Here is a 14,676-nt window from a genome sequence, read left to right as displayed (position 1 = left end):
ATTAAACATCAGTAATTGATTATATACTAATATATTATTTCGTCTATTAAAATTTGTTCAAAATAGCCATGCCTGGTTATTTTTAAGTCTTTTTCAATGGTTCTGTCATGATTATAGCGGGTTTTCCAGTAAAGAATCCTTGCACACAATCAACTTTTAACGCTTTTAATTTTAAAAATTGCGACTGGCTTTCCACCCTCTCTGCAACCACTTTAATACTGCGTTGATGCGCAAAGCCCACCAGGGTATTAATAACCAGCTCTGCATCCTTGCCATGGCTGGTCAGAACATCATCCTTTAAATGCGCAATCAGCTTACCATCTATTTTAATACAATCCGGCTGTAACTTTAAAAGCGCTTCAAAGTCCGTCACCCCATTTTCCAAATCATCAATCGCTACTTGAATGCCAAGCGCTTTGACCTCTTTCACAAACTCAATGGCTGCATCTAGATTTTTATGCGCCTCCTGCTCAGTAAACTCAAGTAACAACCGATCTGCACAACAATAGCTGTTACATAGATTCCGAAGATGATTCAGGATCTGCTCATTCACCATATCTTCGGCACAAATATTAATACTGAACATATCCGTTCGATCATGAAACGCTTTGAATGCCAAACTCATAATTCGCTGGCTTAACTGAGAATACAACCGGCTTTTTTTAGCGACCTCCAAAAAATAAGCGGGTTCAACCATTGCGCCATCTTTCTCCAACCGAACCAAACATTCGTAGCCCATATTTCCTTGATTTTGCAGATCATATATCGGTTGATATACCAGCAAGATACCCTTATCAGCTAATGCCTGTTTTAGGCTTTGCATCCAAATCGCATTTTCCTTATATTGATGACTGAATAAATAGGTTTCGTTTTGAGTTACAACAGAACGGCTGGTCTTTTTTGCAACTTTCAAAGCCATATCCGCTGCCGTCAGCGCACTATCTAAGCCTTCTGCAATCCCTGCTTTTAGCGAAATATGAATCGTGTGTCCGGCCACATCAAACGGCACATCAGAAAGTTCATCTACCCATTGACCAATCTTCGCTTCAAACCCCTCTACCGGCTGCTTCATCACAGAAGTCAGAGCAAATTCATCACCATGCATCCGATAAATCCGTAACGCAGGATCTTTAACCTTCGCTAAATAGTGCCCGACCTGCCGAATAAGTTCATTGCCAACCGCCATTCCAAAAAAATCATTGATCTCTTTGGAATCGTCAATATTTAACAGTGCAATTTTTTCAATCTGCTGGCCTTCTAAGTCTTGAATTAATTGATAGCGCGTCTTAAAGCCTGTCAAGTCATCCATCGTTCGATACTGTGTCAATCGCTCTTCTCGCTCAATCGCGTCGGTAATATCCTGCCGTGCCGCCAGATACTCAACCACCTCGCCGGCTTCGTTCTTGATAGGCAAAATCGCGATTTTAATCATAAAAAGATCGCCATTTTTTTTACGATTTTGCAATTGACCTGTCCACAATTTTCCAGACTGAATGGTTCGCCATAGCGCTTCATAGGTTTCCTGACTGGTATAACCGCCTTTCAAAATCGAATGCGGCTGCCCTATCAATTCATCTCGCCGATACCCAGTTGAATCTAAAAACTGGTCATTCACCTCGGTAATGATGCCATCCAAATCCGACTTAGAAACCAAACTGGTTTTACAGAGCAATTGAGCATATTGTGAGACTTGAAAAAGCTCTTGGCGTGTAGAATGCAGCTGCGTTTCGAGTGTTTGCCGAGATTGTTGTTGGGCTTCAACTTTCGTTCTAAGCAACTCATAAAAGAACCAACTTAAGCTAATAAACGCCAACAACCGTAATAAATGCCACCCCCACCAGGAGAAATCCCAAAGACTGGAAATCGCAAACGATAAATCAGAGGCCACCATCAAAAAGGCAAAGCCAGCAATCATTAAGTATTCCGTTGCATCATGTTTAAAATATTGCGCAATGAAATACACTCCAGACACCACAAACATCAATCCGGCCAACACATTAATCATCATTGCAAACAGGGTAAATTCGCCTTGACTATCGGTCATGGCGGGCACCAACTGATCAAATTGGATTGACAAAAAGGCAAATACCGCCATTACAACCAATACGGAGATTTTTCGTGGTACAGGAATTTTCCAGCTTATGCCTTGTGCAAAGACGCCAATCATCAGTAATAAACTAGCGAAAAATCCCGATATGGAATGAAACCATACAAATAAAGTTTCTACATTCATTGCCGCATGCACAAGATCTAAGATGGCTAATGCTAAAAACGCCCTTACCACCCAATGGAAAATTGGCTTCAACTGTCGATAGGACAGTGCCTCCGACATAATAACAGCCATAACGATCGCCAATACCGCCCCCATCACTTCCACTAATGAATGCAACGCAAACTGAATCCACTGACCCTCGATAAACACATAACCAAAATAATTGAAGACCAGAGGCACCCACAGGGTGATGAAAATCATAATAAAAATGTTTTTATAGTGCGTCAACATCGGCTTCTCCAGACAGGTTACTGAATAATACAACCTGATTACGTCCTGATTCTTTGGCATGATAAAGCGCTAAATCTGCTTGCTGATACAGCAGGTCGATACTGGCAAGCGATTGCAGTTTTCCTAAAGTAATGCCCACCGATATTGATAAATAACGGCTGGCAGCATTTTTGGGATGTTCAATGGCTAAGGCCAAAATGCTTTGCCTTACCTGCTCCGCAAAGGCCTTTAAATCTGATTCAGTGGTATTCACAACAAACGCCGCAAATTCCTCCCCGCCTAATCGGAAGAAAGGATGATCCGTCTGTTCACTTAAAGCCAAGCAACATTGACCGATTTGCTGTAACGCTTCATCCCCTGCAAGATGCCCACAGGAATCGTTATATTGTTTAAAAAAGTCGACATCAAGTAACACAAAACCGAGTCGTTCCACGTTATTGTGTTGCGCCACATCTTTTAGCAAAGTTTGTGATAACTCGTTATACTGATGACGGTTATACAACCCTGTTAAAGCATCGGTAATGGCTAAACGCGTAATTTTTTCTTCATTGGTACGATCCTGCCAAAATGTTTGTACTTGATGAATTTCATTTTTATCGTCCCAAATAGGGGTCACGGTGACTTCAAAATAGCGTGTATGCTGTTCTAAATCCAGCCACTCAACTCTTTCAACAGAGGTTTCACCTCTCTCAAAAACCTCTTGAATGACTCTCTTCAACTGACGCCATTGCTCCTCAGCTTTACACTGACCTGGATCAGCACATCCACACTGCAATATCCGCTCCAAAGGTTTTGTTTGCACAGCTGCTCTGTCAAAACCAAATAAGGTTAACCAGGCCTGGCTAGTTTCAGCCAGTTTGCCAGACTCATCAATGATTAAACTCGCGATAAACTGGTCCTGGATGTCATAAGATTGCTGTAGCTGCCACGCGACTCTTTGCCGTAATTCACTGGTTTCCTGTAATTTTTTTTCAATGGCTTTTTGTTCGGTGACATCGACCCCCATACTGCAAATCCCATAAATACCCGATTCCGGGCTTTCCAATAGAAAACGTAATACGAGAAAATCACGACCATAATAAGATTCTTCAAATTGCTTGGGGTCGCGACCAGAGAGTACCAAACTGTCGTGCTTACGAATCACCTGAGCTGTGGTAGGTGGAAAAATATCCAAATCATCTAATCCTTCCAAGCTCAAAGCTGATTTTCCCAATAAATCCGCTGCTTGTCGATTCACCATCGTATAGCGCCCATGCAAATCTTTATTCATAATCATCATTGGCGCATAATGCAAAATAAACCGCATCTCATTCTGGGTCGCAGCGAGATGTTGCGTTTTTTCCGCTACTTTTTCCGCCAGTTTTTCTGAATAGGCTTTAATTTCAGCTTGTTGCTCAGCCAAAAGAGCATTTTTTTTGGCTTGCTCTCGCAGCGTTTTAACCAATTGGAGTGACATATCATTAAAAACGCGACCCAACTGAGCAAATTCATTATTTCCCTTAATAGCGACTTGGTAACGTTTAGAAGCCGCCAATTGATCCGGCTTTAAGGTTTTATACGTTGAAAACCGTTTCATACCAGTCATCAATGCTTCAATCGGCTCATAGAGATAACCATAAAACAGCAAAGACAAAATACTGACAAAAATCAACGTTAATACAATCACAATGACGAAGAGTACATTCTGCTGATCCAAAGTTTTATAAACTTGATCCAGTGGCTTTTGATAGACCATACCCCAACCAAAATCGGGTAAATACGACCAAGCGGCAAAAACGTCTCCTCCATCTATTCCAATAGCTTTACCTGCCCCTGACTCGGAATGCATCGCACGTAAGATCGGTTGACTGGTTAAGGACTGAACTGGCAACGCCACCATTTGACGCCCACGGGCCATTTCAAGTGACGCTAAAATATCAACATACATCCGCCCATGCACTGCACCCACCCAAAATTTACCCGGAACGACACTTGCAGGCTTCTGTTCAAATATGGTTACCAAATCGCCGGTTTCAAGCTGTCCTGCAAAGTAGCCGATTAACCGACCATGATGAATCATCGGCATCACTAAGAAAAACCCTAACCGATCCGATGGCGGATAATAGTCGATGTTTGACATCTGAATATCAAGTAAATAGCGTGACATATTCCAAGCCTTTCCCAAAGGGGAGTCTCGCAATGGAAGTTGTGTTAAATCCTCGCCTAAGTCGGCTTCCTGCTCCAAGGTATAAAAAATTCGGCCGGTGGGTGAAATAAAAAATAAATCATAAAAGCCGCCCGATTCTTCCAAAAATTTAAGGTATTTTTGCTGGCTTAAATCTAATTGCGCCGTTACTTGCTGAAAGCTGGACGTTTGTTGCCAAATCGCCAAAGAGTCTGAGAAAGCCGTCTGCAAAGTTGGGTTTTGAGCATGCCCGACCATTGCGCCTTTCTTAACTTGTAGCCACTGTTGCAAGCGCTCCATACGATATTGCAACTCCATTTTGAATTGCAACTTGGATTCTGCTTCTATAATTGATTCGTTCTGTAGATGACTTAGCCATAACACCAATAACAATGGCACCACTGCCACCACCACAAACCAAGCGCCCAAAGGCAATACCATGTGGCGTTGAAAAAGCTGAAACACATAGCGGATGCCTGTTATCGGCTTATCCACCAGCCAGGAAAAAGCGCTACTCATTTTGCCCTCGGTTGTCACCTGGCGCTTTCATCAGTTTATAATACGGCTTGGGTTGTATTAGTCCACTTTGCCATACCACAGCGGAATGCCCCCTCTGATCATATTGTGCAATAAAATCAGATTTCCAAGTGTGGTGATTTTGGCTATCAACAAAAACCTTACCCGCTGGGCCAAAGTACCCCACTTTGGCGACCTGTTTCAGCATTATTTCTGGCTCAAAAGATTGAGCTCTTTCAACCGCCATTTTCCACAAATAGACATTGTTATATGCATTCACCATTGGAGAATTGACGGTTGCATCTGCACCATAACGTGCTTGATAACGAGAAATAAAGGCTTTATTTTCAGGTAAATCAATTGAAGGATGATAACCCCAGCTACTGTAATGCCCTGCGAATGAAATACCTTGTTCCTGCCAATAATATTGGGTTTCCGTATCTGACAAACTAAACGACATTACTGGAACAAAGCTTTCTAAATCGACTGACTGCTTCTCATTGAGCGCACTAAAAAATTTCGCATTGACTTGCCCATTTAAGGTGTTCACAATGACATCCGGTTTCAAGGCCAGTAAAGCATTTATATCAGGGGATTCATTATAGTCTAGCGGATAATAGACTTCTGCTAACACGGTCATGTCTAGCAGCTGTGCCTGAGCACGAATTAATTTATTGACAGCGCGCGGATACAGGTAATCTGACCCAACCAAAACCAGTCGTTTGCCAAGATATTGGTTGATCCAACTCAAGGCCGGAATCACCTGCTGGTTAGGAACTTCAGCCGAATAAATGATATTTGGAGAGCTTTCATTACCTTCATATTGAACGGGATAGAATAGGGCATGATGATTTTGTTCGATGACAGGGCGAACGGCTTGGCGGGAAGAAGTTGTCCAACAACCAAAGAGAGCGGAGACGGCATATTGTTGGATCAAAGATTCTGCTTGATAGGCGAACCGTTGCGGTTCAGAGGCTCCATCCAGCACAATCGCTTCGATTGGACGATTTAAGACGCCTCCCTTGGCATTGATTTCATCAATCGCCATTAAAGTTGCATTGATGACTGGACGCTCACTCACTGCCATGAACCCAGTCTGACTATGTAAAACCCCTATTTTTACTGAAGGATTTTGCGTAACGAGCACAGAGACCCACATCACTAACAAAAGCAATCCAAACCAAAAAAATTTCTGGCCGTGCATCAACACTACTTTTGACATAACTCACCTTCAAATTGATGGTAGCTATGAGGCCCTATTGAGGTCTCTACAAATTGCGAGCCTTTAAAAATGCCAGTTCCGACAAGTTGGTCCATTGACTCACTTGGGTTTTAAATGCTCGCTGAGAAGCCCACACTTTGGTTGCTAAGGGATCTTTGGCCGCCTCTTCTTCAACGACTTCTTCAGACAGATCTTTTAGCTTTTTCAACACTATATCAGGGAAATGACGCAATTGCACCTGATGTTTTTCCACTAAGGTTTGTAATGCCTGTTGATTTTTAGCCGTATATTCAGCCAACATTTCTAAATTGGCCACTTTCATCGCATTACGCACAATACTTTGTAAATCTGCTGGCAGCGCATTAAATGCTTTCTCATTAATCATACATTCCATGGTAGTGCCAGGCTCATGCCACCCAGGCGTATAATAATATTTGGCAACCTTATGGAACCCAAAAGCCAAATCATTATAAGGCCCAACCCATTCAGTGGCATCCAATGCACCTGATTGCATGGATGGGAATAGCTCACCACCCGGCAAGGTCACGGGCACGCCGCCAGCACGTTTCAAAACTTCACCGCCAAGGCCTGGAATTCGCATCTTTAGACCTTTTATATCGGCCAGGCTATTGATTTCTTTATTAAACCAACCGCCCATCTGCGTTCCAGAATTTCCCACGGGATTTGGAATCAATCCAAACGGTTTATAGGCTTCTTCCCAAAGCGCCATGCCGCCGCCCGAATAGAGCCAACCGTTCATTTCATCCGGCGTCAACCCAAACGGAACAGATGAGAAAAACACTGCAGACGGAATTTTGCCTTTCCAGTAATAGGCGCCAGCATGACCCAGTTGCGCATTGCCACGCGACACGGCATCAAACACTTCAAAAGCACCAACTAACTCGCCAGCGCCGAACACTTTGACTTCAATACGGCCACCTGATAGCTCATTAATCAATTCAGCAACACGATTCGCACCCGTTCCCAGGCCTGGGAAGTTTTTAGGCCAAGTGGTCACCATTTTCCAATGCACTGTTTCAAATGGCTTTGAAGCACTTTTCTCTGTTGCTTGAGATTCTGATTCTTTTTGACCACAGGCCGTCATCGCCGTGGCTGCCGTGGCACCCGCAACGGCACCTATAAACTCTCTTCTTTTCATTCTATCCTTCAATCCTTCAAAATGGTTTCGTACATTTACAAAGTTTCAGCCTTTGAACTTTGCTCATATAAATTGGTATAAAAGGCGTGGAATCGCTGTTTTTCAGGTTCAAGCATGTGATCGATTTCGATACCATATAACAACAACTCCTCGTCTTCCTCAAGCCGGGCAACCCGTAAACGCGTAAAATGAAACGTGTGGCCTTCAATTTGTATATAGCAATCTTTTAATTTTTGACCACTCCGAAAGTAAAATAAACCACTCTTACCTGCGTTCGGGCAATAAACACTGATTCCCACTTCAGAAACATCTCGTCCCTTAAGGACATCACCATTGAGATGAAAACTAAATGGGCGTTTCAACCTGGCCGATTTTCGTCTGTCTCGTTGATCTGGCAAGTAAACCATACGTTAAACTCTCAAAATAATCTTTTAGAAATTCTATTACAAAATACGCATTGGATGTTAAAAATCCGTCAATGCCTTGAAAAGAGGGAATTAGTCCCCATTAAAGCCAACATTAAAGCATTCGCAAAAGGGCGCAATCATGGAATACAAAGATTACTACGAAATTTTAGGTGTCGATCGCTCAGCTTCGGAAGCCGACATTAAAAAGGCCTACCGCAAACTGGCTGGGAAATATCACCCAGACAAACCCTCTGGAGATGAAACCAAATTTAAAGAAATCAGCGAAGCCTATGAGGTGCTTGGCGATAAAGAAAAACGTCAACTGTTTGACCAACTCGGCCCCAACTATCACAATGGCCAAAACTTCCAACCACCACCAGGATTTGATGATATTTTTGGTGGACAAGGCCATGGAGGTTTCGGAGGTGGACAAGCTGGCGACTTTAGTGACTTCTTCTCTTCACTATTTGGAGGGGGTGGCTTTGGTCAAGCCCAAGGCGGATTTGGCGGTTTTCAGCAATCGCAGGCCCAAAAAGGTAACGACCAAATCGTTAAGGTTTTAATTTCGCTTGAAGAAGCGGTGCAAGGCGCCCAAAAATCACTGACCATTCAAATGCCCAGTACCAATCAATTTGGCCAAATGGCGCATCACCCTAAAAACCTAAAAGTGAAAATTCCAGCGGGCGTTAAACAAGGCTCTCGTATTCGCTTAGCAGGTCAAGGTTCAGCAGGATTAGGGGGTGGCCCCAATGGCGATTTGCTACTAGAAGTTGACTTACAGAATCACCCTCTCTATAGAGTGGATGACGCCGATGTGATTTTAAATTTGCCACTTACACCATGGGAGGCGGCGCTTGGCACCAAGGTTGAAATCCCGACGTTAAAAGGCAAAGTGAATATGGCCATTCCCGCCGGTACTCAATCTGGTAGTAAATTACGCATTAAAGGGCGCGGTCTTGGCAAAGGTGATAAAGCGGGCGATCAATATATCGTCATACAAATTCACACGCCACCGGCAACGTCAGACGACGCAAAAGCCTTCTATGAAAAAATGGCGTCTGAGCTCCCATTCGATCCCAGAAGCCACTTTTAACTGCTCAACGCTCTTAAAAACCACCAGGCCTGGTGGTTTTTCAATGATTAAACGTATTTAAAACTCTAAGCGTGCTTTTAGCTGAAAATTTCTACCCGTATTGAGGGTATAGCCTTTATAAGTATTTAGGAAATCAACATAAGCAGTATCAAAGACATTATCCACCGATGCCGCAAGAGAGAGGGTCTGTTTATCTAGCGTCACTTGTGCTTGATAGCCTAAGTTCCACACAGTATAAGCATCCGTTGACGCCGTACCAAATGGCAAGCCATCAAATTGTGAAAATGGCTCGTAAAGGCCAGCAGCATTTTGGCTATCGACCCATTTCAACCCCACCGTGAATTTTTGATGATGTAAACCAGCCAAATCTTGAGGTTGATAATACAGTTTGATGCGAACGTTATTGGCTGGCATCAGAGGTAACGCTTGGTGATTTTCAATATCACGCCCTTGAATCCACTCCAAAGCCAAATCAGATGACCAGGCCTGGTTGAATTGGTGATTTAAGCTGAATTCAAAGCCGTTAATCACGGCATTGGTTTGCTCTGATTTCATTTCCGGAATACGATTTCCTGCCTCTGAAATGACGGTATTACCGGTATTGGCCAAGTATATATAGTTATCGACCCCGTTTTGATAGACTGTGGCCATCATTTGGCTTTTTGTGGTTTGCCACCTGAGTGATAAATCGGTATTGAATGACGTTTCCGCTTTTAAATTAGGATTACCCACTTGATAGGCCTGAACACCACCATGCTCTCCCCCCGCATACAATTCAAAAATACTGGGGGCACGGAAACCGGTGGCCACATTAGCGGCCAAAGTCCATGCTGAATCAAGTCGATAGCTTGACCCCAAAGAGCCACTAAACACCTCAAAGCTGCGACGATTGTTGGCACCATTAAAAATACCCTGTTCTACAAACTGAGTATTATTCCCGTCAAGGGGAGCTGATACAGTTTGCTGATCATAACGCGCCCCCACTTGAACTAGCCACTGATCGTATTTCGCCTCTTCAAACAGATAAACAGCGCGCTTACGCTCCTTAGCCGATGGCGTCAGTTCACCAGAACGTAAGTCCTGCTGTTTGTCACTCAAATCGAAGCCGAGTTCCCCTTTAAAATCGCCCATTTTAGGGTGTTCTAAAGCCAACTTCACATCATCTCGCTTGACCAATAAATCTAAATAGTGAGGCGTTCCTTTATCCTCTGCCATGCTTTCATACGGCAAATCATGTGAGGCTTCACGCGCATTCCGCGTATGCGTATAACTGGGCTTCACCACCCAATCATTTTCTAAGAACCATTCCACTTTTAACTGAGTTTCATCATTTTGCAACTGTTGCCCAGCCGGTAGTGCCTCTCGGTTATCATCAATGCCTAAATAATTCTGCTTTGACAGCCATTGTGTATGTCGTAATGCCACCGCTCCCCAATCTTGCTGATAACCAATGCCAACATTGGCTGCTGTGTTTTCAAAATTGGTAAAGGGTACATCACCCACGAATAGCGGACGACTGTCTTCAGCAATCGTCCCGGTCGCTATCGAAGTATTTGGCACGGTAAAATGATCCGACGAGCGTGTTGATAGGCCTGCCTGTATGGCAAAGTCTTTTGCGCCCACCCCCACTTTTGCCCCCCACATGGTTTCTCGGTTATTGCTGTTATATTCTGCCGCAGCTTCACCTGATAAGCTTTCACCATAAGGCAATTCTGCTTGAATCACATTGACAATACCACCCATCGCTTCAGCCCCATATAAAACACTTTGCGGGCCACGAATGACTTCAATGCGTTCAGCAAGATAAGGATCAACATTCGGTAAGTGCCTTGTCCCATAGGCTTGATAATCGGTAGATTGCCCATTCGATAAAATTTTAACGCGATTACCCGTCATTCCTCTGACGACTGGTTTTCCAGACTGTGTGCCAGCAGATTGATTATTAACCCCAGGAAGATGTTCCAACATTTGTCCTAAAGAACCACTTTCCGCAGCCATTTTATCCGTGCCCACCACCGTATTAATTTGCGATGGCACCTCAAAAATTTCATGTTGATGAACTGGAGAAGCTGAAACAGTCACGGCGGACAAGACGGTTTTTTTAACGGGTTGTGGTGTTAAGTTGTCGGCTTGCGCATATGCAGACACAGATCCACTGGCAATCGAAATCGCCAACGATATTTTTTTTAATGACATGATTTGTTCCTAATTGTAATTTTAACGGCAGTGCTTAGACGCGGCTCATGACGTGTACAGTCATCAACTCAAAACGTTTTGACACAACAAAAAAGTTAAATAAGACAATTAGGCTATTGGTGGCGCGCGACTTGAATAAACCGTTTCTGGTTTTTGAACAAAGGAGGTGAAGGGAGCAATCTGCCAAAACCCAGTGAGTCTTTTTGGCAAAACGATGGAAAAAGCTAATGCAACATCACTGGATTGATGCTCTACGCCATAAAAGACATCACACAGTTCACTGTGCTCATGGAACGGGTGAATCTCACTATGAACTACCGTTGCGAACTGAACTAACACCAACAATGCAGAAAGCAAAAGCAAGCGCCATTGGCTAAACAAAATTCGCTTAGAAAGTTTATGAGTCATGATCTGTTTGGCTTCGCATAGACAAGATTTGGCCTGACATTGTACAAGGGCTTTACCTTTTATACAAGCTAGCAAAAACCCTAAAAAAGAAATTGTTTTTAATCAAAAATCTATAAAAAGTCATTGCTTTGTAGCAAATTGGCTATATATTTTTGTCAAAAAAAAGCACAAAATGTGGGGATGAAAAGTATTTATGATATCCGACGGTTTAACGCACAGCTTTTGAGTGAATATTGTGGCAACATGGCATCGTTTTCTGAACGGATAGGTCGTGCACAAACTCAAGTGAGCCGACTCATGGGCAAAAACCCAACCCGCAATATTGGTGATAAATTAGCACGTCATATTGAGCGGTGTTTTTGCCTACCGGCCTACTGGCTAGACCGCCAACATCACCATGACATTGAAAGCCTTAACAGCAGTTTACAAAACTTCCTATTAAACGAAAATAAATTTAAAGACCTTAACATCATTATGGAAGTGATTCGTGGCGCGATTGATGCCGGAAAAGTCGATGAAGTGGTGTTTACCCAACTCGAAGAGATCGCCAAAAAACTTGAATAATCCTAAGAGTTTCGTTTGCGCCCCCTTTTCTCTCAATTCTCAGAACCCGAAATACAAATTTTTCACTTTATGCCATTTAGAATCCATGACGTTTGGTTTATGATGAACCTATTTGGCTCAAAGGAAAATCTACATGGCACTGTCTGAACTGGCTGGCAAACTAGCCCCCACCTCTCTCCTCGAAAACATCCCCAAATTAATGACTGATTACTACAACCTAATTCCCGATGCCGGTAATCCGGATCAAGCGGTTAGTTTTGGGACATCAGGACACAGAGGATGTGCCAGTCAAACCGCCTTTAACGAAAACCATATTGCTGCCATTGCCCAAGCCATCGTTGAATATCGTGACCAACAGGGCATCAGTGGCCCCATTTTCATTGGGATGGATACTCATGCCTTATCAGAAGCGGCACATGCTACCGCTATAGAAGTGTTTGCGGGCAATAGCCTCAATGTCATCATTCAGGGCAACGGTCGTTACACACCAACGCCAGTAGTTTCTCATGCCATTTTGACCTACAACCAAAATCGCACTCAAGACTTAGCCGATGGTGTCATTATCACCCCTTCGCACAATCCGCCGCAAGATGGGGGCTTTAAATACAATCCCCCCAATGGCGGGCCAGCCGATACCGATGCGACATCAGTCATTCAAGATCGCGCAAATGACATTTTAATAAATGACATGAACGCCATTAACCGTATGCCACTGGCAGAGGCTTTAGCCTCAGAGTTTGTTTCCGCTAATGACTTAATCATGCCCTACGTCAAAGACCTGGAAAACGTCGTTAACATGAAAGCCATTAAAGAGGCTGGACTCAAACTGGCGATTGATCCTATGGGCGGTGCAGCAGTTGATTACTGGCGACCAATTGCTGATTATTATGGGCTAGATTTAGAGATTATAAATCCAGATGTGGATGCGACCTTCCGCTTTATGCACGTCGATAAAGATGGCAAAATTCGCATGGACTGTTCATCGCCTTACGCCATGGCGGGATTAATTTCACTCAAGAACCGATTTGATCTCGCCTTTGGTAATGATCCAGATGTCGATCGCCACGGCATAGTCACCCAATCGGTTGGCTTAATGAATCCAAATCACTATCTAGCGGTTGCCATTCAATACCTTTGCACCCATCGCCCACAGTGGGCAGAGTCAGTCAAAATAGGCAAAACCTTAGTCTCTAGTTCCATGATTAATCGGGTCGTTACTGCCCTGGGCAAGAACCTATCGGAAGTGCCGGTTGGCTTTAAATGGTTTGTCGATGGACTCGTTTCCGGTGACTTTGCCTTTGGTGGAGAAGAATCCGCGGGTGCTTCATTCTTACGGATGGACGGCACCACCTGGAGCACCGATAAAGATGGCATTATTATGAACTTGCTTGCAGCCGAAATCACCGCCGTCACCGGCAAAGATCCAGGACAACTGTATCAAGCACTGACCGAACAATTTGGCAATCCTGTTTACAGCCGTATTGATGCACCTGCCAATCGCGAGCAAAAGGCTATTTTGAAAAATCTATCTCCTGAAATGGTTAAAGCAGATGCCTTAGCTGGCGAACCGATTTTGGATAAACTCACCCATGCACCCGGCAATGGTGCGGCAATTGGCGGTTTAAAAATTACCACCGAAAACGGTTGGTTTGCCGCCCGGCCTTCTGGCACAGAAGATATCTACAAAATCTACGCTGAGAGCTTTAAAGGCCAAGTTCATTTAGACCAAATTTTAAAGGAAGCCCAAGCCATTGTCTCAGCAGCTTTAGCAGGTTAATCACAACATTAACTTGATATTGTCAAAGCTCACCAAGTTGTTAAATGCACTCAGATCATCGGAGTGCATTTAACAAACCTCGAATTTTTTTCATTGAGTAAGCCTGCTTAAAGCACAATAAAATTTTGAATCATAGCCAACGCAAAACTGACCCATCCAACAATCAACACTAAACTCCCAATCAGAAAAGCATTACGCCTTCTTATCAGAAAATTACTTCCCAAGTGCTCCCAAGCATGCCAAAAACGCGTAACAACAAATACACAAGACAAAAACAACTGCCAAACGGTTACTTGCTGAGTGACAAAAAGCGTTATAACCAATAAATAGAACAACACCGGCAGCTCAAATAAATTTTGGTAGTGTTGCTCACACTGAATTAAATATGGCGGAAGCTTTGCGCCCCGATTAAACTGAAAATATTGAGGAACTAAACCATCCTGTTTAACCGCTTTCACCCTTAAAAAAAGCATTCTGACACCCACATAAAAAGTGAGGAACACAAGCAGTAAAAGCGGAAAGAAAATCAGTGGTTGTGCAATTTTTTGGGAAAATAATTGGGTAAATACGGCAGACATCTTAGGTTATCCTTTTAAATTAAAAACACACCAATGAAGTCTATTTCAATCCACAATATGTTCAAGATCATATTGTCACGTCTTGTAAG

General features: G+C 43.4%; 11 protein-coding genes. 3 read left to right on the top strand and 8 right to left on the bottom strand.

The window, feature by feature from the left end; translation table 11 throughout:
• Positions 1-82: 82 nt before the first annotated feature.
• From CYQ88_RS05635 to CYQ88_RS05615, 5 genes are read right to left on the bottom strand one after another with little or no spacing between them, the layout of a single operon-like run.
• Positions 83-2,503 carry an EAL domain-containing protein gene (locus CYQ88_RS05635; protein ID WP_158236013.1) on the bottom strand — a complete coding sequence of 807 codons (2,421 nt, stop codon included), beginning with the start codon at positions 2,501-2,503 and terminating at the stop codon, positions 83-85.
• On the bottom strand, positions 2,487-5,186 hold the full coding sequence (locus CYQ88_RS05630; protein WP_101840378.1) for a diguanylate cyclase domain-containing protein: 2,700 nt from the start codon (positions 5,184-5,186) through the stop codon (positions 2,487-2,489). The genes CYQ88_RS05635 and CYQ88_RS05630 overlap by 17 nt, the downstream gene beginning before the upstream one ends.
• Positions 5,179-6,405 carry an urea ABC transporter substrate-binding protein gene (locus CYQ88_RS05625; RefSeq protein ID WP_101840377.1) on the bottom strand — a complete coding sequence of 409 codons (1,227 nt, stop codon included), beginning with the start codon at positions 6,403-6,405 and terminating at the stop codon, positions 5,179-5,181. Before CYQ88_RS05625 ends, CYQ88_RS05630 begins: the two co-directional genes overlap by 8 nt.
• Before the next feature lie 46 nt (positions 6,406-6,451).
• On the bottom strand, positions 6,452-7,564 hold the full coding sequence (locus tag CYQ88_RS05620; protein WP_101840375.1) for a TRAP transporter substrate-binding protein: 1,113 nt from the start codon (positions 7,562-7,564) through the stop codon (positions 6,452-6,454).
• A 35-nt stretch (positions 7,565-7,599) separates the two neighbouring features.
• Positions 7,600-7,971 (bottom strand): PilZ domain-containing protein, encoded by a 372-nt coding sequence (locus CYQ88_RS05615; protein WP_101840374.1) that lies wholly within the window; start codon positions 7,969-7,971, stop codon positions 7,600-7,602.
• A gap of 139 nt (positions 7,972-8,110) precedes the next feature.
• Between CYQ88_RS05615 and CYQ88_RS05610 the strand changes: the two genes are divergently transcribed.
• Positions 8,111-9,064: a DnaJ C-terminal domain-containing protein gene (locus CYQ88_RS05610; protein ID WP_101840373.1), complete on the top strand. Its 954-nt coding sequence runs from the start codon at positions 8,111-8,113 to the stop codon at positions 9,062-9,064.
• A gap of 57 nt (positions 9,065-9,121) precedes the next feature.
• On the opposite strand, the gene CYQ88_RS05605 is transcribed toward CYQ88_RS05610, so the two are convergent.
• Together CYQ88_RS05605 and CYQ88_RS05600 are read right to left on the bottom strand one after the other, a co-directional pair.
• The gene (locus CYQ88_RS05605; RefSeq protein ID WP_101840372.1) at positions 9,122-11,260 is read right to left on the bottom strand and encodes a TonB-dependent receptor; all 2,139 of its coding nucleotides are present in this window, start codon (positions 11,258-11,260) and stop codon (positions 9,122-9,124) included.
• 108 nt (positions 11,261-11,368) lie between these two features.
• Positions 11,369-11,668 carry a hypothetical protein gene (locus tag CYQ88_RS05600; protein ID WP_101840371.1) on the bottom strand — a complete coding sequence of 100 codons (300 nt, stop codon included), beginning with the start codon at positions 11,666-11,668 and terminating at the stop codon, positions 11,369-11,371.
• A gap of 180 nt (positions 11,669-11,848) precedes the next feature.
• Between CYQ88_RS05600 and CYQ88_RS05595 the strand changes: the two genes are divergently transcribed.
• Entirely contained in the window at positions 11,849-12,232 is a 384-nt protein-coding gene (locus tag CYQ88_RS05595; RefSeq protein WP_101840370.1) for a hypothetical protein, read from the top strand.
• Between the two features lie 133 nt (positions 12,233-12,365).
• Complete coding sequence (gene pgm / locus CYQ88_RS05590; RefSeq protein WP_101840369.1) at positions 12,366-14,009, top strand: phosphoglucomutase (alpha-D-glucose-1,6-bisphosphate-dependent); 1,644 nt, start codon at positions 12,366-12,368, stop codon at positions 14,007-14,009.
• Positions 14,010-14,116: 107 nt separating this feature from the next.
• Here the strand turns inward: pgm and CYQ88_RS05585 are convergent, their stop codons facing one another.
• Complete coding sequence (locus CYQ88_RS05585) at positions 14,117-14,587, bottom strand: MAPEG family protein (protein ID WP_101840368.1); 471 nt, start codon at positions 14,585-14,587, stop codon at positions 14,117-14,119.
• Positions 14,588-14,676: the final 89 nt, after the last annotated feature.

Source organism: Hydrogenovibrio sp. SC-1 (assembly GCF_002848135.1).
Taxonomy (GTDB): domain Bacteria; phylum Pseudomonadota; class Gammaproteobacteria; order Thiomicrospirales; family Thiomicrospiraceae; genus Hydrogenovibrio.
This window is presented reverse-complemented; position numbering and strand designations above follow the sequence as displayed.

Excerpts from the sequence above, each read along its gene's own strand:
- CYQ88_RS05610 (WP_101840373.1), top strand. The coding sequence starts at position 8,111 with ATGGAATACAAAGATTACTACGAAATTTTAGGTGTCGATCGCTCAGCT.
- CYQ88_RS05600 (WP_101840371.1), bottom strand. The coding sequence starts at position 11,668 with ATGACTCATAAACTTTCTAAGCGAATTTTGTTTAGCCAATGGCGCTTG.
- CYQ88_RS05635 (WP_158236013.1), bottom strand. The coding sequence starts at position 2,503 with ATGTTGACGCACTATAAAAACATTTTTATTATGATTTTCATCACCCTG.
- CYQ88_RS05630 (WP_101840378.1), bottom strand. The coding sequence starts at position 5,186 with ATGAGTAGCGCTTTTTCCTGGCTGGTGGATAAGCCGATAACAGGCATC.
- pgm (WP_101840369.1), top strand. The coding sequence starts at position 12,366 with ATGGCACTGTCTGAACTGGCTGGCAAACTAGCCCCCACCTCTCTCCTC.
- CYQ88_RS05615 (WP_101840374.1), bottom strand. The coding sequence starts at position 7,971 with ATGGTTTACTTGCCAGATCAACGAGACAGACGAAAATCGGCCAGGTTG.
- CYQ88_RS05585 (WP_101840368.1), bottom strand. The coding sequence starts at position 14,587 with ATGTCTGCCGTATTTACCCAATTATTTTCCCAAAAAATTGCACAACCA.
- CYQ88_RS05595 (WP_101840370.1), top strand. The coding sequence starts at position 11,849 with ATGAAAAGTATTTATGATATCCGACGGTTTAACGCACAGCTTTTGAGT.
- CYQ88_RS05625 (WP_101840377.1), bottom strand. The coding sequence starts at position 6,405 with ATGTCAAAAGTAGTGTTGATGCACGGCCAGAAATTTTTTTGGTTTGGA.
- CYQ88_RS05605 (WP_101840372.1), bottom strand. The coding sequence starts at position 11,260 with ATGTCATTAAAAAAAATATCGTTGGCGATTTCGATTGCCAGTGGATCT.
- CYQ88_RS05620 (WP_101840375.1), bottom strand. The coding sequence starts at position 7,564 with ATGAAAAGAAGAGAGTTTATAGGTGCCGTTGCGGGTGCCACGGCAGCC.